A 22,775-nucleotide genomic window follows, 5' to 3' on the forward strand; every position below is an offset into this window, starting at 1 on the left:
CGTGAGACCGAGGAGGCGGCATGGCCGCACAGGACGACGCCGAACCGACGACCCGGGATGCCCGCTTCATCAAAACCGCGGTCGAGATCCTCCGAGAAACCGGGCGCACGGACTTCACCGTGCAAGAGGTGGTGGCCCGCTCGAAGACCTCACTGCGCGCCTTCTACCAACACTTCGGCAGCAAGGACGAACTTCTGATCGCCCTGCTGGAGCGAACGATGGCGCAGGCGACGCAAGCCTGGCGCGGCGAGACCGCGGGACTGGCCAGCACCGCGGCGATCAAGCTGATCATCGACCGGATCAGCGCGGAGCCCGAGTCGAGCACTCAGGACAGCCTCAATCGGGCGATGAACCTGTACAACCAGCACCTGTCCGAAACCCGGCCCCACGACTACGCCCGCGTGCTGGCCCCGCTGCACAATTTGCTGCGCGACGTCATTCAGCGCGGCATCAGCGAGGGCGTCTTCCGGCCCAACCTCGATGTCGGCCCCGCCGCCGCGATCGTCATGCAGACGATTCTCGGGGCACTGCGCCTGCACTGGCTCGGCGCCGAATTGACCGGCGCCCCGATCGATGCCGCCCACCTCTACGACTTCTGTGTTCGCGCTCTTGGTGCCGATGAGACCGTCGTGCCCGAGACGCCGACACTGGCCGAGTTGTTCAATCAAATCGGGATGCGGCCGGGCACACGCAACGGTCGATTCGCGATGACCATCCCGGTCAGCCCGCAGGTGGTCAACACCTCCGGCGCACTACAGGGCGGCCTGATCGCGACCCTGATCGACGTCGCCGGCGGCCAATTCGGCCTGGACTATCTGCAGGACGGCACCACGATGACCACCGCCGACATGAACATCCGCTACCTGCGACCGATCCGGCAGGGCACGGCGTATGCGGTGCCTCGCATGCTGCGGGGTGGCCGGCGGGCGATGGTCATGCAGATCGACGTGCTCAGCGACGACGACGGTGACGAAGGCCTGCTTGCCTCGGCGACGGTGAACTTCGCCGTGATCAACGGCGCTACCCCCAAGCTGCCCGACTGGCCTTCATCGTGACGGTCGTTTCCAAGCGGGCAATCGGGGGGTAACGTCATTACCACCAAGTGAGAATCCCAGCCTCAGGAGATCGCCATGCCGTCTCGTGAACTTTCCTTCCCGGTCTTCGACGCCGACAACCACATGTACGAGTCGCAGGAAGCGCTGACCAAATTCCTTCCGGAGAACCGCAAGCGCGTCATCGACTACGTCCAGGTCCGCGGTCGCACCAAGATCGTGGTGCGCGGACACATCAGCGAGTACATCCCGAACCCGACCTTCGAGGTCGTCGCGAAACCCGGCGCGCAGGAGGACTACTTCCGCAACGGCGCGCAGGGCAAGAGTTACCGCGAAATCCTCGGCGAACCGATGAAGGCCATTCCTGCGTTCCGGGAACCGGCGGCACGGCTGGAGGTGATGGACGAACTCGGCATCGACTACGCCCTGATGTTCCCGACCTTGGCCAGCCTGGTCGAGGAGCGCATGAAGGACGACCCGGAGATGACCCATGACGTCATCCACGCGCTCAACCAGTGGATGTACGAGCAGTGGTCGTTCAATCACAAGGACCGCATATTCGCCACCCCGGTGATCACCCTGCCGATCGTCGAGCGTGCGCTCGAAGAACTCGAGTGGTGTCTGGAGCGCGGCGCGCGGACCGTGCTGGTCCGCCCGGCGCCGGTGCCCGGCTTCAAGGGCAGTCGCTCGTTCGGGCTCGAGGAGTTCGACCCCTTCTGGCAGGCCTGCGTCCAGGCCGGGATCCCGGTGTCGATGCACGCCTCTGACAGCGGCTACTCCGAATTTGCCAACGTGTGGGAGCCCGGCGACGAATTCCTGCCGTTCAAGCCGACGCCCTTCCGCAGCTTCGCGATGGGACACCGCCCGATCCTCGACGCCATGGGCGCGCTGGTGTGCCATGGCGCGCTGTCCCGCAACCCCGAACTGCGGATCCTGTCGATCGAGAATGGCGCCGACTGGGTGCCGGATCTGTTCAAAGGTCTCAAGGGCGTCTACAAGAAGATGCCGCAGGCCTTCAGCGAGGACCCGGTGGAGGCGTTCAAACGCTGCGTCTACATCACCCCGTTCTGGGAGGACCGGTTCACCGAGATCGTCAAGATGATGGGTACCGACCGCGTGCTGTTCGGATCCGACTGGCCACACCCCGAAGGTCTCAAGGACCCGATCAGCTTCGTCGACGAGCTGACCGACTTCAGCGAAGAGGACGTCGCCAAGATCATGGGCGGCAACCTGATGCGGCTGATGAAGGTATCGGCGCCGGCCAACGCGTAGTGATGATGGAGCGGCGCACGCTGGAAGCGGTCATCTACGAACGCGAACCGCCGATCGCGCGGATCGTGCTGAATCGGCCTGACAAAGCCAACACCAAGGATGCGACGCTGGTCCAGGAAGTCGACGCCTGCCTGCATGAGGCCGACCGCGACCGCGACATCAAAGTCGTGATCCTCAAAGCCAACGGCAACGGCTTCTGCGGCGGGCACGTCGCCCGGTGGGGTCCCGACGAGAACCCCTACCCCGATTTCGGCGATACGTTCGAGGATCTCTACAAGGGCACCGCCGACCTGTTCCTATGGCCGACGCTGTACCTCTGGGAGTTCCCGAAGCCGACGATTTCGCAGATCCACGGCTACTGCATGGGCGGCGGCATCTATCTGGGTCTACTGACCGATTTCTGCGTGGCATCCGAGGACGCGTATTTCCAGATGCCGTTGGCGCAGAGCCTGGGCGAACCGGGCGGCCACACCATGATCGAGCCGTGGCTGCTGATGAATTGGCATCGCACGATGGATTGGTTGCTGCTGGCGCCGACGCTGTCGGCCGCCGAGGCCCTGGAGTGGGGCCTGCTCAACAAGGTGGTCCCCCGCGACGATCTCGAGGACACCGTCGAGGAGATGGCGCGCAAGCTCGCTCAGGTGCCGCTGACCACCTCGATGGCCGTCAAGAACAGCGTCAAACGCGCCTACGAGCTGATGGGTATGCGGGTACATCTGCAGGTCAGTCACATCCTGACCAACATGGTCGGCGCTGCGTCCGACGTGCAGGAGCGCCGCAAGCTGTTGATGCAATCCGGTTTGAAGCCAAGGGATTTCATCGACCGCGACGGCGATCCGACTAGCTGAACCCCGGCCGAATGCCCGGCTAGCCGGGCTCCCGCCGCCGAACGCCCGGCCAGCCGGGAGGCGGCGGAGGGGCAGGCCGCGCCCGCCTAGCGGCCGCGCTCGCCAGGCAGCGCGCGGCCTGCGGCATGCCGCGCAGCGACGTAGCCGAACACCATCGAACTGGCGATACTGGCGCCGGCACCCGGGTAGGTGCGGCCCATCACGGTCGCCGTGGTGTTGCCGGTGGCATACAGGCCCTCGATCACCTGGTCGTTGCCGTCGAGGACCTGGGCGTGCTTGTTGGTGACGACCCCGCCGCACGTCCCGACGTCGGCGGGCAGCACCCTGGTCGCGTAGAACGGCGCACGATCCAGCGGACCGACGGCGGCGTTGGGCCGGTATCCCGGATCGCCGAGGCAGTCGTTGTAGGCCGACTGGCCGCGACCGAAGTCGGGATCGAGACCCTTGACCGCAAACTCATTGAAGCGCTGCACGGTGTGCGCCAATTCGTCTGCGGGAAGCTCGGTTTGGCGGGCCAGCGCCTCGATGGTGTCGGCGCGCTTGACTGCCCCGGACTCGATCAGCTCGGCCGGCAGCTGCTGGTTGCGCTTGAGCGGGTTGGCGCTGGTGACGTAGCGACGCACGTATCCGTCGTCGAAGATCATCCAGCATGGCACCGCCTTGTTGGCGTACATCGCCTTGCCGACTTCCACGTAGGAGTTCGACTCGTTGCAGAAGCGACGTCCCGTCGAGTCGACGTAGATGGCGCCGGGCCGCTGCCGTCCGGAACCCAGTGACGCGGCGACGACGCGGTCGGGCAGGAAAACCGAAGGCAGCCACCAGGCTTCGTCGAGTAGGTCGGTCTTGGCGCCCAGCCGCATCGCGGTCTGCAGCACTTCCCCGGTATCGCCCGGGTTGGCGATCGACCACTTGGCCTCGTTGGGCTGGTCGCCGCTGTACTGCTTTCGCATCTCGGCGTTGTGCCCGAATCCGCCGGCGGCCAACAGGACTCCCCTGCGGGCCTCGACGTTGACGGTCGTCCCGTCGTGCGTGATGCGCGCGCCGACCACCCGGCCGTCCTCGACGATCAGATCGTCGAACGTGGAATTGATCCACAGTGGTGGCCGGCCGCCGCTGAGATCCAGCAGCACCTTGAGCATCTGCCCGATCAGCGACGCACCGTTGGTCAGGATCTGGCGCCGACGCGCACGGCCACCGGCGGTGCGCAGGAACACCTTGGTGGCCACCGCGAAAGCCTTTGGTGCCCGGTTGAAATATTGCACCGACCGCAGCTCGTTGGTCAGCACCGAGTAACCGTAGTTCTCGGCCAGCGCCGGTTGTACCTTGTCGTGCCAGGGACCCAGCTCGGCGGCGTCGAATGGGATGCCTTCGACGGCCCGGCCAGCTGCGTTGCCGCCCTTGTGGTTCGGGTAGTAGTCACTCCAGCCGTCGCAGCGGATCAGCTTGACGCCGCGTCGGATCAGGAAGTTAATCATCTCGTAACCGGCGGTCAGGAACATTTCGCGACGCTCGGGTGAGGACGCAGCGCCGACGTCGCCCACGACGTCGTCCAGGTAGGCGAGTCCGTCCTCGTGCGAGTCGGCGATGCCGTCGGCGCGCATCAGCGGGTTGTTGGGCAACCAGACGATGCCGCCGGACAAGCCGGTCGAACCGCCCACCAGTCCTTGCTTTTCCACGATCAGCGGTTCGAGCCCGCTGTCGAGGGCGGCCAGGCCGGCGACCATGCCACCACCGCCGCTGCCGGCGATCAACAGATCGACGGAACGATCCCAGTGCGTGGTCATCGCGCCTCCAAGGTGAAACCGAGGTCGACGATCGGCACGTCGATGGTGGTGTTCGTCTTCTGAATCGCCGGGACCAGGGTGTCGTAGGGCAGACCGGCCAGAAATCCGTCGATGACCCGCTCGAAGTTCGAGATCAGCCCCTCGATCTGGTTGGACAGCCGCATGTAGTCGAAACCCTTGGAATGCAATCCTTTTTGTTGCCTCGGCAGGTTGGAGAAATCCTGCGCGGGGATCGGTGGCCAGCTCGGGTCGTCGGGCGCCAACGGCTCGGGCGGTGTCGGCTTGCCCGCCGACTGGTCGTTGGGCAGGCGGGTGAGCGACCAGATCTCGAACAGCGTCTCCTCCGGCCCGAGGGGGCGAATCCGGTAAGACGACGCGCTGCTGTAGGTGGGCAGGATGAAGTGGTGCGGGAAGGCGAAGCCGATCGCGTCGGTGATGCCGCGGCGAATCAAGTCGTTGAGATCGGGCATCGCGCTCCCCCGCGCGCGGTGCCACTTGACCACCGCGTCGTTGAGGGCGCGACGCCAAGCGGCTAGCGCCTCAGCTGGATCCGACGGTAACGGGAGAGTCTGCATCCCCTCGGCGATCCGGATGTCGTTCTCGTGCGTCATACCGCCCATACCGTCGCCGAGGGTCCGCATGAAATACAGGCTGCTCGCCACGACGGGGTGCACTGCCTCGGACGCGCCGCCGCTTGCCGCGGACGGCAACAGCTGCGGATGCGTCTGCGGGACGTGGTAGCCCTCCATGAACGCCGCCGTCGCCAGCTTCCAGTTCACCGGTAGCCGGCAGGACTGCCACCATTCGACGCGCAGTGACTCGACCTGCCATGCGTCGTAAATCGAGGCGAACGGCTCCATCCAGTCGCGCAGCGGCGGTGCTTCGTCGTCGAGATTGATCCAGGCACAACCACCCCACAGTTCGCACTTGACTTCCACGAGCTCCAAATCGTAAGCGACCATGTTGCTCTCGACGAAGGCCTCGGGGCGCAGCACGAAGGTGTTGCGCCCGTCGATTCCCCAACACCAGCCGTGGAAAGGGCAGACGAAGGTGCGCCGATTGCCGTTGCCTTCGATCAGCTTGACTCCGCGATGGCGGCACGCGTTGTGATAAGCCCGGACGGTGTCAGGGTCGACTCGCACGACGATGACCGACTGGTCGAGGATCTCGTACTCGACGAAGTCGCCCACCTTGGGAATCTCTTCCAAACGGCACGCCATCTGCCACACCCGCGGCCAGAACAACTCGGCTTCGGCAGCATAGAAGTCGGGATCGTAATAGCGCTGCTTGGGAATTCGGCTCGGATTCTGCACCGCCCACGGCACCTGGTTGGTCATCGTGTCACCTCATAAGATCCTGGACGCCCGCCCCTGCCAATACCGGTCCCGAATACGCCGTTTGTAGAGCTTGCCGTTGGGGTCCCGCGGCAGGATGTCGAATTCGATTGTGCGCGGGCACTTGTAGCCCGCGAGGTGGGTTCGGCAGTATTCGATGAGCTCGGCCGCCAACTGGGGTCCGCCCGAAACACCGTCCGCCGGTTGCACGACGGCCTTGACCTCTTCGCCGAATTCGTCGTTGGGCACGCCGAACACCGCCGCGTCGACGAGCTTGGGATGCATCGTCAGCACGTTCTCCGCCTCTTGCGGATAGATGTTCACCCCGCCCGAGACGATCATGAACGTAGACCGGTCGGTCAAATACAGGTAGCCGTCGTCGTCGACATAGCCCATGTCACCGAGCGACCGCCAGCCCCGGTCGTTGGAGACCGACGCGGTTTTGGCCGGGTCCTTGAAGTACTCGAACGCCGGGCCGCCCTCGAAGAACAGCTCACCGGTCTGCCCGGCCGCAACCTCTTCTCCGTCTTCGCCCACGACGTGCACGGGCGACATCGGGATACCGACCGAACCCGGGTGGGCCAGCCACTCCTCCGGCCCGATCGTCGTGCCGGCGAATCCCTCTGTGCCACCGTAATACTCGTGAATGATCGGGCCGAACCAGGCCATCATCTGTTGTTTGACGTCGACGGGGCACGGGGCCGCAGCGTGGATCACGCACTGCAGGCTCGAGACGTCGTAGCGTCGGCGGACGTCGTCTGGCAGCTTGAGCATCCGGACGAACATCGTCGGCACGAACTGAGCATGGGTGACGCGGTACGCCTCGATCAGCCGCAGCACGTCCTCGGCGTCGAACTTACGCATCGTAATGGCCGCCGCGCCAACGCGATTGACCGCCATCGTGTAGTTCACCCCGGCCGCGTGATACATCGGCGCGGGCGACAGATACACGCTGTCGGCGTTCATGCCGTATTTGTGGATCAGCGCCAACTCGAGCACCGACTGCGCCCAGGAGCCGTTACCGTCGGTGGGCAACGGTCGGCGAACCGCTTTGGGCCGGCCGGTGGTTCCTGACGAATACAGCATCTCCGACCCGTCGGTCAGCGGGGGCGCTTCACCCGCCGCCGCCAGCGCCTCCGCGTAAGACTGCCAGCCTGGTAAGTTCCCACCGACCGCAATCCGCAGTCGATCGGAGCCACCCAGCTGCGCCGCAAGCTCGGCCATCGACACGTCGACGAATACCGCTCTGGCATCGGAGTCGTCGATCACGTAGGCGACCTCGTCGGGGGTGAAATGGGTGTTGATCGCGGTGTAATAGAGCCCGGAAAGCTGGCAACCCCAGGTGATCTCGAAGAACTCCGGCCGGTTTGGCAGTACCAACGCCACGCCGTCGCCGGAGCGTAGCCCCGCGTCGTGCAGCGCCGCGGCGACCCGTTGGCTTCGCGCGTACAGCTCCCCGAATGAGAGCACATCGCCGTCGGACATGATCAGCGCCGGCGACTGCCCGGCGCTGATCGCGTGATCGGCGATGTTCACGACTATCCCGCGGACGCGCCGTCGCTCGCCGCTGCCGCGGCCGCCTGACGCCGCGCGTGCTCGGACGGCAACACCTTGTCCTTGAACACGGTTTGGATCAGCTGCTGCACGTCCTTGCTGATCGACGCCAGCGCGACGAGGTCGTTGGAGCTCTGCCAGTGCACTCGCATACCCATCAGCTCCCAGGCCCGCTTCAGGTTGGCCTTGGTCAGCATCAGCGTCGTCAGCGGCGCCTGGGCGATGTGGCGGGCAATCGCGTCCACCCGGTCGTCGAGGTCTTCCTTCTTGACCACTTCGTTGACCAGTCCGACCTCCAGCGCCTTCTTGGCGTCGATCACCTCTGCGGTGAACAGGTAGTAGGCCGCGCGGCGCCAGTTCATGAACACCCATGGCTCGATGGAACATTCACCCGAGGGCATGCCGAATCCCTGTAACGGCGGATAGGAGAAGTAAGCATCCTCGGAGGCGATGACGATGTCCGTAGTCAACCCCATATGCGTGCCGCCGCCCACGCAGTAGCCATGCACCTGCGCGATGGTGGGCTTGGAGAATTCCCACAGATTGAGGGTTGGCTTCACGAAGAGATCCGACTGCGCCTTCCACGGATGTCCGGTCACCATCGCGTTCTCCACGAACGACGGGTAGTCGACCGCGTTGTTGCCGATCGCGTGCCCCGAGCAGAAGCCCTTGCCGTTGGCCTTGAGGACCAGGACCTTGATGTCGTAGTCGCGGTCGGCGTCCAGCAGGGCGGCATCGACTTCCTCGGCCAGCTTCTGGTCCTGAGCGTTGGCCTTCTCCGGCCAGTTCAGGGTGATCTTCGCGATCGGACCATCCTTCTGATAGATGATGCGTTCGCGAGTTTCGTTGACGTCCATATACTTTTACCCTTCCTGAGTGATGACGCCGATTTCTGCGCCGATGTCGTAAGTCGTGCCGATCTCGCCTGTGCCGACGCCCTCCGAAAGCGAGTCGTCGGCGGATTTCATCAAGATCATCAGCTCATACATGCCCCGTTGGACGTCTGCAGTCTCGATCGCGGGAATCACTCCGTGTAGGAGCCGATCTCGCGGTAGACCTTCGGAATCGGGGGCGGGTCCAGGCTGAGATACTGCAGCGACGACATCTTGCCACTGGCGCCGAGCTCACCCAGCTTGGCGACGACCCCGTCGAGGTCGTCGGCCTCGAGTTCGTAGATCGCGATGAACGGACCGTTTCCATCCGTCGGCGCGAATCGGCGCGCGGAGACGATGCCGTCCACCGAGCAGATCTCGGCCAAATGTGTGTCGTTGTACCAGTCGTGGTACTCCTGCTCGAGGTCGGACGACGCCGGCATGGTCTGTAGATAAATGATGCCTCTAGGCATTTCGCCACTCCTCCTCATCGCTTCGCTCTGCATCGTCGTTGGCGGTAGCCATTTCGCCACTCCTCCTCATCGCTTCGCTCTGCATCGTCGTTGGCGGTAGCCATTTCGCCACTCCTCCTCATCGCTTCGCTCTGCATCGTCGTTGGCGGTAGCCATTTCTAGGTCTCCAATTCTCCTGCGCCGCTTAGCCGCCCGACCACGGCTTCACCTTGAGGAAGCCGCCACCGTCGACGCGGAGTTGCTGACCGGTGACATAGCGCGCGGCGTCGGAGGCCAAGAACAGCACCGCTTCGCTGATGTCCTCTGGTTCGACGTACGGAATCGGCATCGCCTGCACGAGCGGGAAGATCGGTTCTGCGTCCTCGCGGGTGGGGTTCGGCAGGTCGGGCCGGAAAGCCCGATACATCGGCGCGCTGTGCAGCATGTCGGTGTTGACGTTGGTGGGGTGCACCGCGTTCATCCGGATCGAGAACGGCGCCAGCGCGCGTGCGAAGTCGTTGACGTAATGCGCGGCAGCGATTTTCGCGAAGGCGTAACCCGCGCCGCCGGGCCCGCCGTCGATGCCGGTGGTATTCATCGACGACATGAAGGCGGCGTTGGAGCCGATCACGATGATCGATGCGCCGGACTCCAGGTGCTTGAGGCTCGAGTGCACCAGGTTGAGCACGCCACCGAGGTCGACGTCGACGGCGTCGGCGAAGGCTTGCGGCGGCAGACCCGCCGTCAATGGGCAGATCCCGGCGTTGGCGACCACGATGTCGAGATGGCCGAGCTCGGCGACGCCGCGGTCGACGGCCGCCGCCAATGCCGCGCGGTCCCGAACGTCGGCGATCTCGGTGTGGACGCGCCGCCCCTCCTTCTCCACTAGGCGGGCGGTTTCGTCCAGATCCTCCGGGCGGGCGAGCGGGTACTCATTGGTCTCGATGTCTTCGCAGAGGTCGACCGCGATGATGTCGGCGCCTTCCGCCGCCAGCGTCCGGGCGTGCGAGCGGCCCTGACCGCGCGCGGCTCCACTGACGACCGCGACCTTGCCCGTCACCCTGCCCATAGCCGATCCCTTCTCATGCGCTCACAAACGCGACCGCGGGCCTAGCGGCGATGTTGTCGCCCAAGCCATTCGAAACGGAAGCCGGCAGCTGAATCCTCCGACGTGGGCGCGACAGAGGCGCTGAGCCGACCCACCACAGGGATCGGTGAGCGTTCAACTCCATCGCTTCTCTTCCACGACGCTGCGTCACTGCAGGACAGGCTGTTAAAAACCTATAGTATCTATTCTACTAAAGATAGGAAAGACACCGAAAAGGTGCACGAAGACCTGGGGTGACGCGATCCTGTACCCTGCCCTCGAATACCGGAGGGCGTACTAAGGGGCAGCCATGACATCGGGTGTCGAGCAACTGGAGTTCCAAGCCGAGGCGCGACAGCTTCTGGATTTGATGGTCCACTCGGTTTATTCCGACAAGGACTCGTTTCTGCGGGAGTTGATTTCCAACGCCTCTGACGCGCTGGACAAGCTGCGCATCGAGGCGTTCCGCAACAAGGACCTGGATGTCGATACCTCCGATCTCCACATCGAGATCGACGTGGACCGCGAGGCGCGCACGTTGACCATTCGCGACAATGGCATCGGCATGAGCCGCGCTGAGGTGGTCGACTTGATCGGCACCTTGGCCAAGTCGGGGACGGCCGAGCTGCGACAGCAACTCAAGGACGCGAAAAACGCCGCGGTATCCGACGAGCTGATCGGCCAGTTCGGCATCGGCTTCTACTCGACGTTCATGGTGGCCGACAAGGTCGAACTGCTCACCCACAAAGCCGGTGAAAGCGAAGCCATCAAATGGCAATCCAGCGGCGACGGCACCTACACGATCGAATCAGTCGACAACGCGCCGCAGGGAACGTCGGTGACGCTGCACCTCAAGCCCGCCGACGCCGAGGACGCGCTGCACGACTACACCTCGGAGTGGAAGCTGCGGACGCTGGTCAAGAAGTACTCCGACTTCATCGCCTGGCCGATCCGGATGGAGGTCGAGAAAAAGTCTGAGCAGGACGACAAGGAGACCGTCACCACCGAGGTCGAGACCCTCAACTCCGGCAAGGCGCTGTGGGCGCGACCCAAGGACGAGGTCTCCGACGAGGAGTACAAGGAGTTCTACAAGCACATCGCGCACGCCTGGGACGAGCCACTCGAGGTCATCTCCATGAAGGCCGAAGGCACGTTCGAATACCAAGCGCTGCTGTTCATTCCGTCGCGCGCCCCCCTCGACCTGTACGAGCCCGACGCCGCCATCGGCGTGCAGCTGTATGTCAAGCGCGTCTTCATCATGGGTGACTGTGACCAGCTGATGCCCCGATACCTGCGCTTCGTCAAAGGTGTCGTCGACGCACAGGACCTGTCGCTCAACGTGTCTCGCGAAATCCTGCAGCAAGACCGGCAGATCAACGCGATCCGGCGGCGGCTGACCAAGAAGGTCTTGTCGACCATCAAGGAACTGCAAACCGAGCGGCCGGACGACTACCGCACCTTCTGGGGCGAGTTCGGCAAGGTCCTCAAAGAGGGCCTGATGCGTGACTTCGACAACCAGGAGACGCTGCTCGAGGTCTGCTCATTCGCCTCGACCCACAGCGAAGACCAGCTCACGACGCTCGCCGAGTACGTCTCCCGGATGAAGGAGGGTCAGCGCCAGATCTTCTACGCCACCGGCGAATCGCCCCAGCAGATCCTCAACACCCCGCACCTCGAGGCGTTCAAGGCCAAAGGCTACGAGGTGCTGCTGCTTTCCGACACCGTCGACGAGATCTGGCTGGGCTCGGTGACCGAGTTCGACGAGAAGCCGCTGCAGTCGATTGCCATGGGCGACGTCGACCTCGACACCGAGGAAGAGAAGTCGGCGCACGAGGCCGAACGCAAAGAGCAGGAAGAGAACTTCGCCGACCTGCTGGCGTGGCTGACCGAGACGTTGAGCGACCACGTCAAGGAAGTGCGATTGTCCACTCGCCTGACCGACTCACCGGCGTGCCTGATCACCGACGCATTCGGCATCACCCCGTCGCTGGCCCGTATCTACCGCGCGACCGGGCAGGACGTGCCGGTCGGCAAGCGGACGCTGGAGATCAATCCGACGCATCCATTGATCACCGGGCTGCAGCAGGCACACAAAGACCGCGGCGACGACCCCACCAATGGCGAGACCGCCGAATTGCTCTACGGCGCGGCACTTCTGGCGGAAGGCAATGCCCCAGAGGATCCCGCCCGGTTCGCCGAGCTGCTTGCCAACCGACTGACGCGGACGGTCTAGCGTCCGGCCTTGCCGTGCTTGACCTGGTTGAACGGCACCCCACGGTCGGCGGCGTACTCGCGAGGGAAGTTCAACACGCGCTCGCCGATCACGTTACGAGCCAACTCGCTGGTGCCGCCGCCGATGCAGGCCGTTTGGCGGGACAGATAGCGCAGCCCGGTCTCCAAGCCCTCGCCCTCGGCGCCGACGACGCCGCCGGTTCCGGTAATCGCCAGCCCCGTATCCATCTCCAAGGTGACGGCGTCGGCGTGGAATAGCCGCAACAAGCTTCCGGCCGCGGGCGGCAGCGAACCGTCGTTGACGCCGCGAAAGATATGCGCGCCCAGTTGCTCACTGACCGCGCGGTGCACCAGCGCCCGCCCCGCGATCTCTCGCAGCCGCTCGTTGTCGGATTGTCCGGTCGCGGCGAGCAGTCGCGGGTAATTGACCGGCGTCGCGCGCCCGCCCTCACTGCCGCTGCCGCTGGCGAATTCCGAGCCCATGCCGACCGCGCGGCGTTCGTGATAGAGCTGGCGGGAGGCCACCGACCACCCGTCGTTGACTTCGCCGACCACCGCGTCATCGCCGACGTCGACGTTGTCGAGGAACTCCTCGCAAAACTCTGTCGACCCGTTCAGCTGGGTGATGCGACGCATCGTGATCCCGGGATGCTTGATCGGGACCAGGAACATGGTCAGGCCGTCGTGTTTGGGCACATCCCAGTTGGTCCGCGCCAGGCATAAGCCGTAGTCAGCGCCAAAGGCACTGGTGCTCCACGTCTTTGCGCCGTTGAGCACCCAGTGGTCGTCGACTCGGTCGGCGCGGGTGAGCACCCCCGCGAGATCCGAGCCGCCGCTGGGCTCGGACAGCAGCTGGACCAGGATCTCCTCGCCCCGCAGGGCGGCGCCGATGTGCTGACGCTTCTGCTCCTCGCTTGCGGTGTCGAGCAAGGTCGCGCAGCAGATGGTGAAGGTCGGCGTGTTGAGTATCAGCGGCATCTCATAGCTGAGGCTCTCGTCGTTGAACGCCTTCTGGTACTCGTAGTCCAAGCCCAGCCCGCCGTATTCGCGGGGAAAGCAGATGCCCGCGAATCCTCCGTCGTAGAGCCGCTTCTGGAGTTCGCGGGCGCGCTGCCAGCAGCGCTCTTCGTCGCGGTGCGCGGCCGGTGGGTGTGCCGGATCGATCGCCGGCATGTTCTCGGCAAGCCACGCGCGGGCGCGGGCGCGGAACTCGTCGATGGTTTCGGTGTCTGTCACGGTGCCGGCGGTCTCGGTCATTACGCCGACCTCAATGCCTGCTGGGCGGCGTCGTGCAGCGCATACACCCGCAAGTTGTGCTCCTCCGGGGTGCCGAACATGGAGCGGTACAGGGTCGCTCGTCGCAGGTACAAGTGCAGGTCGTGTTCCCACGTCACCCCGATTCCGCCGTGCATCTGCACACACCCCTGGATGATCTCCACTGCCTTCTCCCCGATGTAGGACTTGGCGATGCTGGCCGTCAGCGAGGAATCAGGCGCGCGCTGGGAGATCGCGACCACCGCCGCGCCAGTCGTCGCCCGGCACGCCTCCAGCCACATCTTCATGTCGGCAAAACGGTGTTTGAGCGCCTGGTAGGACGCCAGTGGACGACCGAAGCTGTGCCGGTCCAGCGCCCAGGCCACGGTGAAGTCGAAGACGGTCTGCAGAATCCCGACGACCTCGGCGCACTGCAGCACCTGCGCGATCTGACTTTGACGGTCGATCAGGTCGACCGAACTGTCCAGCGCCGCGGTGTGGTCCACCTCGACATCGTCGAATTGCACACGCGCGTATTGCTTGACCATGTCGATGGACTGCTGGGGCTCGACGTGCACGCCCGCAACGTCGGTAGGGACCAGGAACTGGCGCACACCGTCATCGGTGCGGGCAACCACGAGCAGCAGTCCGGATTGGGCGCCGGCCTCGACCCGGTCTTTGACGCCGTCGATCCGGTAGCCGGAGTCGGTGGCCGTCGCGGTGACCGACGGCTCGTGCGGCGCCCAGCCCCGCCCGGGCTCGTACACCGCCCACGAGGCGATCGTCTCGCCGGCGATCAGCGATTCGATCGTCTCCGCATGTGCTTGCGGCTCGGCCGATTCCACCAGTGCGGTAAGCACGGTGCTGACTGGATACAACGGGCCGGGGGCGACGGTTTTGCCGAGTTGTTCGGCGACCATCGCCAGGTCGGCGAACCCGTCACCGGAGACGCTGCCGCCGCCGAGGTCTTCGGGAACCAGCAGCGCGGTCCACCCCAACTCCGCGGCGCGCCGCCACCAATCCGGCTCGAATGCCACGCCCTGAGAATGCAACTCCCGCACCCGACTCAGGGGAACCTCTTTCTGGAGAAAAGCCTGAGTCGTGGAGGCAAAGAGTATCTTTTCGGGGGAATCGACGGCAGTCATGATGTTGGCGAAGCCTTCCTGGCCGTGCGTCCCAATCGCTGGTCGCTGGTGACCCGATGGTAGCAATGACCAATACCGTAAGAGATACCGGAGTTCAATCGATAATGACGTCGAGAAGCCGCGCTAGCCATGGCTGAGGCCGACGACCGGCCGTCGGACCTGGCCAAAGCGAAGCTGGATGCCCTCGCGCTGGCTGAGCAAGCCGAGGCGGAGGCGGCTGAGGCTGAAGCGCTCGCCGCGGCGGCCCGCGCCCGCGCGCGGGCCATCAAGTTGCGGCGCGAGGCCGAGGCCGAGCGCGCGACTCAGACCGACGCTGACGACGACGCGACCGGCTCCAGCGACACCGCCGTCGAGCAGGCGGCCGAGCCGGAGACTGCCGAGGCGGCAACTCCCGAGCCGACCGACTCCGCCGAATCCGAAGCGGCCGGCCAGCGGCGGCAGCTACCGAGGATGTCGCTGACCCTGACCGTTGCCGCGGTGGTCGCAATCGTCGCGCTCCTCGGGGCCAGCGGCTGGATGGCATGGTGTCACTACAAAGTCGGGCAGGACCGCGCGCGCGCCGCCGCCTATGTCGCGACCGCCCGCCAGGGCGTCATCAACCTGACGTCACTCGACTTCAACAAAGCCAAGGAAGACGTACAGCGGGTGCTGGACAGCGCCACTGGCGAGTTCAAGGACGACTTCCAGAAGCGCGCAGAGGATTTCGAGTCGGTGGTGAAGGACTCGAAGGCGGTGACCGAGGGATCTGTCACGATGACCGCGCTCGAATCGATGAGCAAGGACTCCGCAGTCGTCCTGGTGCTGGCCAACGAGCGCGTGACCAACATCGCCGGTGCCAAAGACCAACCGCGGACCTTCCGGTTCCGGGTGAGCGTCGTGCAAGCCGGTGGTGACCTGAAAGTGTCGAAAGTGGAGTTCGTGCTGTGAGCGACGACGACACTGCCGCCGACGTCGAGCCGACCGAAGGCGTCGAGATCGACAAGACCAAGGACGGCGAAGAGGACGGAACCGAGACGGTTCACCGGTTGAGCACGGGCGAGGTCCGCCGGCGCGCCGGCATTCCCGTCGTCCCACTGGTGCTGTTGGTGGCGTTGTTGGCGGCCGGCGGCCTTGCGGGGTGGCTGTTCTTCACCCAGTACCGACCCGACCAGGAGACGGACCACGCGGTCGAGCAAAGCGTCGTCAACGCCGCGCGAGACGGCACGGTGGCCCTGCTCTCGTACAAGCCCGACACGCTCGACCAAGACTTCGCCGCGGCGAAGTCGCACCTCAGCGGCGACTTTCTGAACTACTACAGCGACTTCACCAAGCAGGTCGTGACGCCGGCTGCCAAATCGAAAGGCGTGTCCACCACCGCTCAGGTCGTCGGCGCCGCCGTCTCCGATCTGCACCCGAATTCAGCCGAGGTGCTGGTCTTCGTCAATCAAGCCACTGCGAGCAAGGAGCGGCCGGATCCGTCGATGGCCGCCAGTTCGGTGAGGGTCTCGCTGAGCAGGATGAACGGCCAGTGGTTGATCACCAAATTCGATCCGCTCTAGTAGGCCGGGGAGCCGCTAGACCGCGAACGTTCGCCGCAGGGTTTGGGCATGCAGTGCCACGTTCTCTTGCGAGACAACCCATTCCGGCGCCGCCGAGTCGAATCCATGGAAGGTGGCGGCGACGACATGCAACTCGGTGTGCACATAGGCGTGCAGTAGCCGGTTGGCGTAGTCGATGGCCTCGTCGCGGCAGGGGTCGATCTCGGCGCAGCTGATGAACGCCGGCGGCAAACCCTCGAGGTTGGCCCGGTGCGCCGGAACGTGCTGCGCCGTCGCCGCGCCATGTCCGAGGTAGTGCCCCCACGCCCGACTCACCGCCGGACCGTTGAGGCCGGGGGTCTGCCGGAATTCCCGGCGCGAGGGCGTTGCGTCCGAATCCAACATGGGCTGGTGCAGCACCTGGGCCAGGATCGCCGGACCCTCCTCGTCGAACGTGCGCTGGGCCAGCGCAGCGACGAGCGCCGCGCCCGCGTCGCGGCCCATCAGCACGATCCGGTCTGCGTCCGCGTCGAGGGCCGCGCCGTTCTCGACGGCGTACCGGAACGCCGCCGCCACGTCGTCGAGGGCCGCCGGGCACGGATGCTCGGGGGCCAACCGGTAGTCGACCGACACCACCAGGCAGCTCGCGTCGCGAGCCAGCTGCACACAGTGGGCGTGATCGGTGTCGAGATTGCCGGTGACAAAGCAACCGCCGTGGGCGTAGATCACCAGCGGTGTCGCCGACGTGGCCGGACCACGGTAGAGCCGAAGACCGAGTCGCCCGCCGGGCCCGTCGATGGCCCGATCCTCGACCCGGACATCGGTGGTGTCGACGGCGGCGGCACGCTCGGCGGCCAGCGCGTTGGACTTTTCCCGCTCGACGGGTAGCGACTCGGTCTGAAATTCCACGATGTCCAAGCCGGCCGCCACGTCGCGCAGGGCTGGGTCAATCCGGCCCAAACCGCGCGGCCGTGCGCGATCGGTCTCAGTCGTCATGCAGTCGTCCTTTAGCGTGGTCAGGTCTCCCTATTCAAGCGGTCACCGGGGGACGCTCTCCGGGCAGTGCCTTGACGGTCGAGGGCAACCCGTACAACGCCGTGGCGTTGCCGCGCATGATCCGCTCCCGCTGAGCTGCGGGAAACCGGTTGACCGCATAGGTCGGGGCGTCGTAGCTCCAGTGCGGATAGTCCGTCGAAAACATCAGGTTGTCCCCGAGGTCCATCATCTCGAGGTACTCGCGGAACTGCTTGACGTCGGTGTCCTCCAGCGGCTGGGTGGTGAAACGGACGTGTTCGCGGACGTACTCCGACGGCCGTCGACGCACGTGCGGCAGGTCAGCGCGCCGCGCCTGCCAGATCCGGTCCATCCGCGACATCACCGGCATCGCCCACGTGAAGCCGCCCTCGACGAACACCACCCGTAGGTCGGGATGCCGGTCGAAGGCGCCGTCAAACACCAGGCTCATCAGATGCGACACGTACAGCAGGGGCCACGACGCGAAGAAGTCGTGCCAGTGGGCCGGGTTTCCGACCGGGTAGATCGGAATCAGCTCGAATGGCGTCTGCCCCATCAGATGGGTGGCCACCGGAAAGCCGTTAGCCGAAGCGGCAGCATAGATCGGATCGAAATGCGGGTTGCCGAACGGGATTCCGCGCGTCTGCGGCGTCATCAACACCTGCGCCATGTACGGATGGCCCGCCCACCGCTCGATTTCGCGGGCCGCGAGGTCGGGTGCCTGCGCAGTGACGCTGATGGATCCGCGCCAGCGGCCGTGGGCGTTGTTACGGTCCAGCCAGACATCGGCGAGCCAGTCGTTGTACGTGGCTTTCAGCACGTGTTCGGCCTGCGGCAGTTGCGCGTCGCACATCGGTTCCAGCGTGGCGATGCCGACTCCGGCGTCGACGAGTAGTTGTTTGGCGGCGTAGTCGGGATCGGTCCCGGCGAAACCGCCGCCGGGCGGCGCCGCGTCGACTCGCATGGAGAAGGTCTTGAACGAATCCGGGGTGTCGTAGAAGTGCGGGATCGGGGTGACGGCGTTGCCGGAGGGCCAGATTTTGTCCACCCATTCCGGCGGCGCGTACGACTTGAGGACGTCGGTGGAGACGGGCATCGGGTGCACGTCGGTGTCGACGATGGCGACCGCGATCTCGTCGTGCTCGGTGCGCGACTCCGCCCGTTCGGTGATGGTCATCGATGACTCCCTTCCGCTAGTGCGGTGAGGCCGTATAGGTCGGCGGCGTTTCGCCACAGCACGTCGTCGCGCTGTGCACTGTTCAGCCCGGCGACGGCATCCTCGGCTGAGCAGGTGGACCAGTGTGGGTAGCCGGACCCGTACATCAGCAGGCCGGATTTCCCGGAGAACTCCATCCAGCGCTGCGTCTGGCCCGGGTCCGTTGGCCCGTCGAAGGATGACGTGCAGAACCGGACATGGTCGGGCAGGTAGTCGCTCGGGTAGCGATCGACCCATGGCGTCTGATCACGCATCGACAGCCAGAACGTGTCGAGTCGCCACATCAACGGGGTCAGGATGTCGTAGCCCCCGTCGGCGAAGACGAACCTCAGATTCGGGTGCCGCCCGAACGTGCCTTCGACGATGAGCGTGGCGAGGTGGACGAAGTAGTTCAACGGCATGAAGGCCGCATAACCGGGATACGTGCCCGCATGACCGGCGAAGGTGGGCGCATAGTCGACGCCGTTGCCGCCGTTGATGTGCACAGCGACCGGAAGTCCGTGCGCCGCCGCGGCCTCCCAGATCGGCTCGAACTGCGGCTTGCCGTACGGCTCGCGGGACTGCAACGGGACTCCCACCTGCACCAGCTTGGGGTGCGCGGCAAGACGTTCTATCTCCGCGACCGCGCCCTTGGGATCTTCCGGGTTGACGCGAATGGTGCCGCGAAAGCGATTCGTGGCGTCCGGTTCGAGCCAGCGATCCAGTAGCCAGTCGTTGACCGCCGCGCAGATACGGCTGTTGAGCAGATAGTCGGCAATGTTGCCGCGTGTCAGAGGATTGAGCACGGCATAGTCGGCGCCGGCGTCGTCGAACAGATGGCGGGCGACGGTCGCGGGATCAGATCCCGGATAGTGCTCGCCGTACAGGTCCTCACGGTAGTTGCCGCGCGGCGCCTGATACCACTGCTGCTCGACGTCGGGTATCGACCGCAGTTTGTGGGCGGCCGGGAGGTAACGCCGGATCTCGGCGTTGTAGCGAAAGTGCGGCTGCACATTGGTATCGATGATCATGCGGTCAGGAACACCTTCCCGTCGGCGACATCCACGTCGTAGGTGCGGACACGTCGTTTGGGGTCGGCAAGGTTCTGCCCCGTGGTGATGTCGAATTCCCAGTTGTGCCAAGGGCATCGGACGATCTGACCGTCTTTTATCCGGCGTATCCCACCGGGCTCGTCGGGCGCCGACTCGTTGGTGCCGCCGAGCAGTCCCTCGCACAACGGGGCGCCCTCGTGCGAGCAGTAGTTGACGATCGCGTGCAACGACCCGGCGACGTTGTACACACCCACGCCGAACTTGCCGACGTCGACCAGTTTCATCGCGCCCGGCGGCAAGTCGTCGAGCGAGCAGACGAGTCGACGTTCAGCCACGGTTAATACTGTCCTCGATGCGGTAACCACTACAAGCCGTTGGGCTTCGTTGCTATTTATATTATGATAGCGAAATTCCCGGTCACGAAGGAGCGGCAATGACGCTGCGCACCGAAGTTCCAGACGTTGGGGGCCAACCGGTCGTCCTCGACGTAACCGGCGAGACCAGCCCCTACCCGTTCTTCGAGTACATGCGCCGCACCGATCCGGTGTTCCACGGCAAGTTCATGGAAAACGAGCTGCTACCGCCGGAACTCGCACCCGACGACGAATGGGTGCTGTTCGGATACGACGGCGTCTTCCAGGCTTTCCGCGACGAAAAGGCCTTCACCTCAGCCGCGTACGACAAGACAATCGGCTTGGTGATGGGCCACACCATCCTGGCGATGGAGGGCAAAGAGCACCACGACCATCGCAGCCTGGTGGCGAAGGCTTTCCGGGCAACGGCGCTGGAACGGTGGGAACCTTCGGTCATCGGGCCGGTGTGCAATCAGCTCGTCGACGAGATCAAAGCCGACGGACATGCCGACCTGGTCAAAGCGCTGACCTTCGAGTTCCCCACCCGAATCATTTCTGAGCTCCTCGGCCTGCCCCGCGAAGATCTCGACATGTTCCGGCGACTGTCGCTCGGGCTCATTTCGATCCAGACCGACATCGAAGCGGGCTTGATCGCGGCCAACGAACTGCACACCTATTTCTCCGACCAGGTCGAGCAGCGCCGCAGGAAACCCACCAACGACATCATCGGCGACCTGTGCACCGCGGAGATCGACGGCGAAAAACTTGACGACGAAGCGATCATCGCGTTCCTTCGCCTGTTGCTGCCCGCCGGATTGGAGACGACGTACCGGTCGTCCGGCAACCTGCTTTATCTGTTGCTGACTCATCCTGAGCAGTTGACGATGGTCCAGCGGGACCGGTCGCTGATACCGCCCGCCATGGAAGAGGGGTTGCGGGTCGAAACTCCCCTGACCATGGTCATGCGTACGACCACCCGGGACGTCGAGATCAGCGGTACGACGATTCCGGCCGGCGCACAGGTCGACTTGTGCATGGGTTCGGCCAACCGCGACGAAAGTCGCTGGCCGGATTCGAACACCTTCGACATCCAGCGACCGCGCCAAGCGCATATCGCGTTTGCCGGCGGAATACACATGTGTCTGGGAATGCACCTGGCGCGCTTGGAAACTCGCGTCATGCTGGAGAGTCTGCTGGACCGCGTCGAGAACATCAGGCTGGAACCCGACGACGAGACCCGGATCGTCGGCGTCACGTTTCGCTCGCCGAATAGCTTGCCAGTGACCTTTACGCCGGTGCCGTGAAAAGCCGCGCCGCAATCCTGCACGACGTCGGCGGGCCTTGGTCTGTCGAGGAATTCGAATTGGATCCCCCGAAGGCCGGGGAGGTTCTGGTCAAGATGGCCGCCGCGGGCCTGTGCCATTCCGACGACCACATCCTCAAGGGTGACATGTCCGCACCCAACGACGTCATGAAGGCGATGGGGCTGCCCTCGATGTTCCCGATGATCGGCGGCCACGAGGGCTCGGGCATCGTGGAAGAAGTAGGTCCGGGTGTCACCGATTACGCCCCGGGCGACCACGTGGTGATGTCGTTCGTCGCGGCGTGCGGTCAATGCCGTTGGTGCGCAAGCGGAGCCGAGTACATCTGTGATGCCGGCATCGGCACCATGGTTCCGGGCATGCCCACCGACGGGACCTTCCGCCACCACACCTCGGACGGACGAGACCTTGGTCATCTCGCCAAGGTCGGGACGTTCGCCGAACACACTGTGGCATCGGTAAACTCGCTGGTGAAAGTGGAGCCGCACCTGCCGCTGGTGCCGATCGCCCTGCTGTCGTGCGCCATTCCCACCGGTTACGGCTCGGTGGCCAACCGTTCCAATATGCGCGCCGGCGACACCGTCGTGGTGATCGGCGTCGGCGGCATCGGGACTGCCGCCATCCAGAGTGCTCGGATCAACGGAGCCGCGCAGATCGTTGCCGTCGATCCGGTTGAGTTCAAACAGAAGTCGGCGCTGCGCTTCGGGGCGACACACACCGCGGCATCGGCCGAAGAGGCGATGGATCTGGTGCGCGGCCTGACCTTCGGCGTGATGGCCGACGCCGTCGTGGTCTCGCCGTCATTGATGAGTCGCGAGGATGTTCGCGACGGGGTGGCACTTACCCGCAAGGGTGGGACATGCGTGCTCACCGGCATGACGTCACAACTGACCCAGTCGGTCAAGATCAATCTGCAGGACTTCATCCTGATGAATAAGACGCTGGCGGGCACCATATTCGGCTCGTGCAACATGAAGTCCGACATCGCCCAACTGGCCAAGCTCTACCAGAGTGGCCAATTGATGCTCGACGAGATGATCACCCGGCATTACCGGCTCGACGAGATCAACGATGCCTATGCCGATCTGCTGAACGGTGAAATCGTGCGCGGCATCATCGATTTCGGGGTCGCGTAGCTGCACACCGTCCCCGTTCCGCGATGCCGGGCGCGGCGGCGCTGTGGGAACAGACCTACTACGCACCTGCGCCCACTAACGGCAAGTTGACCACCGCCGACGGCGGCAGCGCGGCATGGACCGACAACGGCAACGCGTGGAACCGATGCCTGGCGCAACGCGCGGAACCGATGCCTGGCGCGGCGCGTCCCCTTGCTGGCGCACGAGATCAAGACCGGCGGACTTGACTCGGTCTCGATGGGCGCACCAGGACCGCAAACCACTTGCGTCACTGTGGTTTCAGCTGTGGATGAGTTTCTT

General features: G+C 64.7%; 21 protein-coding genes. 8 read left to right on the plus strand and 13 right to left on the minus strand.

Annotated elements, in window-relative coordinates:
* The first annotated feature begins 20 nt into the window (after nt 1–20).
* The 3 genes from MKK62_RS00390 (at nt 21) to MKK62_RS00400 (ending at nt 3,172) form a co-directional block, all read left to right on the plus strand.
* Nucleotides 21–1,055 carry a hotdog fold thioesterase gene (locus MKK62_RS00390; RefSeq protein ID WP_240262923.1) on the plus strand — a complete coding sequence of 345 codons (1,035 nt, stop codon included), beginning with the start codon at nt 21–23 and terminating at the stop codon, nt 1,053–1,055.
* Nucleotides 1,056–1,130: 75 nt separating this feature from the next.
* Nucleotides 1,131–2,324 (plus strand): amidohydrolase family protein, encoded by a 1,194-nt coding sequence (locus tag MKK62_RS00395; protein WP_240262922.1) that lies wholly within the window; start codon nt 1,131–1,133, stop codon nt 2,322–2,324.
* Nucleotides 2,325–2,329: 5 nt separating this feature from the next.
* On the plus strand, nt 2,330–3,172 hold the full coding sequence (locus tag MKK62_RS00400; protein WP_240263900.1) for an enoyl-CoA hydratase-related protein: 843 nt from the start codon (nt 2,330–2,332) through the stop codon (nt 3,170–3,172).
* Between the two features lie 86 nt (nt 3,173–3,258).
* Here the strand turns inward: MKK62_RS00400 and MKK62_RS00405 are convergent, their stop codons facing one another.
* From MKK62_RS00405 to MKK62_RS00435, 7 genes are all read right to left on the minus strand, one after another.
* A complete protein-coding gene (locus tag MKK62_RS00405; protein ID WP_240262921.1) occupies nt 3,259–4,956 on the minus strand; it encodes an FAD-binding protein in 1,698 nt (565 codons plus the stop codon).
* Entirely contained in the window at nt 4,953–6,293 is a 1,341-nt protein-coding gene (locus MKK62_RS00410) for an aromatic ring-hydroxylating oxygenase subunit alpha (protein ID WP_240262920.1), read from the minus strand. The genes MKK62_RS00405 and MKK62_RS00410 overlap by 4 nt, the downstream gene beginning before the upstream one ends.
* Nucleotides 6,294–6,302: 9 nt before the next feature.
* On the minus strand, nt 6,303–7,826 hold the full coding sequence (locus tag MKK62_RS00415) for an acyl-CoA synthetase (protein ID WP_240262919.1): 1,524 nt from the start codon (nt 7,824–7,826) through the stop codon (nt 6,303–6,305).
* A gap of 2 nt (nt 7,827–7,828) precedes the next feature.
* A complete protein-coding gene (locus MKK62_RS00420) occupies nt 7,829–8,701 on the minus strand; it encodes an enoyl-CoA hydratase-related protein (protein WP_240262918.1) in 873 nt (290 codons plus the stop codon).
* A 6-nt stretch (nt 8,702–8,707) separates the two neighbouring features.
* Nucleotides 8,708–8,872, minus strand: a complete 165-nt coding sequence (locus MKK62_RS00425; protein ID WP_240262917.1) for a hypothetical protein — start codon at nt 8,870–8,872, stop codon at nt 8,708–8,710.
* On the minus strand, nt 8,869–9,189 hold the full coding sequence (locus MKK62_RS00430) for a hypothetical protein (RefSeq protein WP_240262916.1): 321 nt from the start codon (nt 9,187–9,189) through the stop codon (nt 8,869–8,871). The genes MKK62_RS00425 and MKK62_RS00430 overlap by 4 nt, the downstream gene beginning before the upstream one ends.
* 184 nt (nt 9,190–9,373) lie before the next feature.
* Nucleotides 9,374–10,237, minus strand: a complete 864-nt coding sequence (locus MKK62_RS00435) for a mycofactocin-coupled SDR family oxidoreductase (protein WP_240262915.1) — start codon at nt 10,235–10,237, stop codon at nt 9,374–9,376.
* Nucleotides 10,238–10,565: 328 nt separating this feature from the next.
* Between MKK62_RS00435 and htpG the strand changes: the two genes are divergently transcribed.
* The gene (gene htpG / locus MKK62_RS00440) at nt 10,566–12,488 is read left to right on the plus strand and encodes a molecular chaperone HtpG (protein WP_240262914.1); all 1,923 of its coding nucleotides are present in this window, start codon (nt 10,566–10,568) and stop codon (nt 12,486–12,488) included.
* On the opposite strand, the gene MKK62_RS00445 is transcribed toward htpG, so the two are convergent.
* Nucleotides 12,485–13,744, minus strand: a complete 1,260-nt coding sequence (locus tag MKK62_RS00445) for an acyl-CoA dehydrogenase family protein (RefSeq protein WP_240262913.1) — start codon at nt 13,742–13,744, stop codon at nt 12,485–12,487. The genes htpG and MKK62_RS00445 overlap by 4 nt on opposite strands.
* Complete coding sequence (locus MKK62_RS00450; RefSeq protein ID WP_240262912.1) at nt 13,744–14,886, minus strand: acyl-CoA dehydrogenase family protein; 1,143 nt, start codon at nt 14,884–14,886, stop codon at nt 13,744–13,746. The genes MKK62_RS00445 and MKK62_RS00450 overlap by 1 nt, the downstream gene beginning before the upstream one ends.
* Before the next feature lie 129 nt (nt 14,887–15,015).
* On the opposite strand from MKK62_RS00450, the gene MKK62_RS00455 reads away from it, so the two are divergent.
* Together MKK62_RS00455 and MKK62_RS00460 are read left to right on the plus strand one after the other, a co-directional pair.
* Nucleotides 15,016–15,813 carry an Rv1363c family protein gene (locus MKK62_RS00455; RefSeq protein WP_240262911.1) on the plus strand — a complete coding sequence of 266 codons (798 nt, stop codon included), beginning with the start codon at nt 15,016–15,018 and terminating at the stop codon, nt 15,811–15,813.
* Entirely contained in the window at nt 15,810–16,424 is a 615-nt protein-coding gene (locus MKK62_RS00460; protein WP_434085005.1) for a hypothetical protein, read from the plus strand. The genes MKK62_RS00455 and MKK62_RS00460 overlap by 4 nt, the downstream gene beginning before the upstream one ends.
* A 15-nt stretch (nt 16,425–16,439) precedes the next feature.
* Here the strand turns inward: MKK62_RS00460 and MKK62_RS00465 are convergent, their stop codons facing one another.
* From MKK62_RS00465 to MKK62_RS00480, 4 genes are read right to left on the minus strand one after another with little or no spacing between them, the layout of a single operon-like run.
* Complete coding sequence (locus MKK62_RS00465; protein ID WP_240262910.1) at nt 16,440–17,399, minus strand: alpha/beta hydrolase; 960 nt, start codon at nt 17,397–17,399, stop codon at nt 16,440–16,442.
* A gap of 34 nt (nt 17,400–17,433) precedes the next feature.
* Complete coding sequence (locus MKK62_RS00470; RefSeq protein WP_240262909.1) at nt 17,434–18,594, minus strand: amidohydrolase family protein; 1,161 nt, start codon at nt 18,592–18,594, stop codon at nt 17,434–17,436.
* Nucleotides 18,591–19,643 carry an amidohydrolase family protein gene (locus tag MKK62_RS00475; RefSeq protein WP_240262908.1) on the minus strand — a complete coding sequence of 351 codons (1,053 nt, stop codon included), beginning with the start codon at nt 19,641–19,643 and terminating at the stop codon, nt 18,591–18,593. The genes MKK62_RS00470 and MKK62_RS00475 overlap by 4 nt, the downstream gene beginning before the upstream one ends.
* Nucleotides 19,640–19,999 (minus strand): Rieske (2Fe-2S) protein, encoded by a 360-nt coding sequence (locus tag MKK62_RS00480; protein WP_240262907.1) that lies wholly within the window; start codon nt 19,997–19,999, stop codon nt 19,640–19,642. The genes MKK62_RS00475 and MKK62_RS00480 overlap by 4 nt, the downstream gene beginning before the upstream one ends.
* A gap of 98 nt (nt 20,000–20,097) precedes the next feature.
* On the opposite strand from MKK62_RS00480, the gene MKK62_RS00485 reads away from it, so the two are divergent.
* Both MKK62_RS00485 and MKK62_RS00490 read left to right on the plus strand, forming a co-directional pair.
* Nucleotides 20,098–21,321 (plus strand): cytochrome P450, encoded by a 1,224-nt coding sequence (locus MKK62_RS00485; protein WP_240262906.1) that lies wholly within the window; start codon nt 20,098–20,100, stop codon nt 21,319–21,321.
* Nucleotides 21,318–22,475 (plus strand): Zn-dependent alcohol dehydrogenase, encoded by a 1,158-nt coding sequence (locus MKK62_RS00490; protein WP_240262905.1) that lies wholly within the window; start codon nt 21,318–21,320, stop codon nt 22,473–22,475. The genes MKK62_RS00485 and MKK62_RS00490 overlap by 4 nt, the downstream gene beginning before the upstream one ends.
* Nucleotides 22,476–22,775: the final 300 nt, after the last annotated feature.

This window comes from Mycobacterium paraterrae, assembly GCF_022430545.2.
GTDB classification, from domain to species: domain Bacteria; phylum Actinomycetota; class Actinomycetes; order Mycobacteriales; family Mycobacteriaceae; genus Mycobacterium; species Mycobacterium paraterrae.

Coding starts and splice junctions, on each gene's coding strand:
- MKK62_RS00465 (WP_240262910.1), bottom strand. CDS start 17,399: ATGACGACTGAGACCGATCGCGCACGGCCGCGCGGTTTGGGCCGGATT.
- MKK62_RS00455 (WP_240262911.1), top strand. CDS start 15,016: ATGGCTGAGGCCGACGACCGGCCGTCGGACCTGGCCAAAGCGAAGCTG.
- MKK62_RS00435 (WP_240262915.1), bottom strand. CDS start 10,237: ATGGGCAGGGTGACGGGCAAGGTCGCGGTCGTCAGTGGAGCCGCGCGC.
- MKK62_RS00395 (WP_240262922.1), top strand. CDS start 1,131: ATGCCGTCTCGTGAACTTTCCTTCCCGGTCTTCGACGCCGACAACCAC.
- MKK62_RS00470 (WP_240262909.1), bottom strand. CDS start 18,594: ATGACCATCACCGAACGGGCGGAGTCGCGCACCGAGCACGACGAGATC.
- MKK62_RS00420 (WP_240262918.1), bottom strand. CDS start 8,701: ATGGACGTCAACGAAACTCGCGAACGCATCATCTATCAGAAGGATGGT.
- MKK62_RS00485 (WP_240262906.1), top strand. CDS start 20,098: ATGACGCTGCGCACCGAAGTTCCAGACGTTGGGGGCCAACCGGTCGTC.
- MKK62_RS00400 (WP_240263900.1), top strand. CDS start 2,330: ATGGAGCGGCGCACGCTGGAAGCGGTCATCTACGAACGCGAACCGCCG.
- MKK62_RS00445 (WP_240262913.1), bottom strand. CDS start 13,744: ATGACCGAGACCGCCGGCACCGTGACAGACACCGAAACCATCGACGAG.
- MKK62_RS00450 (WP_240262912.1), bottom strand. CDS start 14,886: ATGACTGCCGTCGATTCCCCCGAAAAGATACTCTTTGCCTCCACGACT.
- MKK62_RS00475 (WP_240262908.1), bottom strand. CDS start 19,643: ATGATCATCGATACCAATGTGCAGCCGCACTTTCGCTACAACGCCGAG.
- MKK62_RS00430 (WP_240262916.1), bottom strand. CDS start 9,189: ATGCCTAGAGGCATCATTTATCTACAGACCATGCCGGCGTCGTCCGAC.
- htpG (WP_240262914.1), top strand. CDS start 10,566: ATGACATCGGGTGTCGAGCAACTGGAGTTCCAAGCCGAGGCGCGACAG.
- MKK62_RS00405 (WP_240262921.1), bottom strand. CDS start 4,956: ATGACCACGCACTGGGATCGTTCCGTCGATCTGTTGATCGCCGGCAGC.
- MKK62_RS00390 (WP_240262923.1), top strand. CDS start 21: ATGGCCGCACAGGACGACGCCGAACCGACGACCCGGGATGCCCGCTTC.
- MKK62_RS00410 (WP_240262920.1), bottom strand. CDS start 6,293: ATGACCAACCAGGTGCCGTGGGCGGTGCAGAATCCGAGCCGAATTCCC.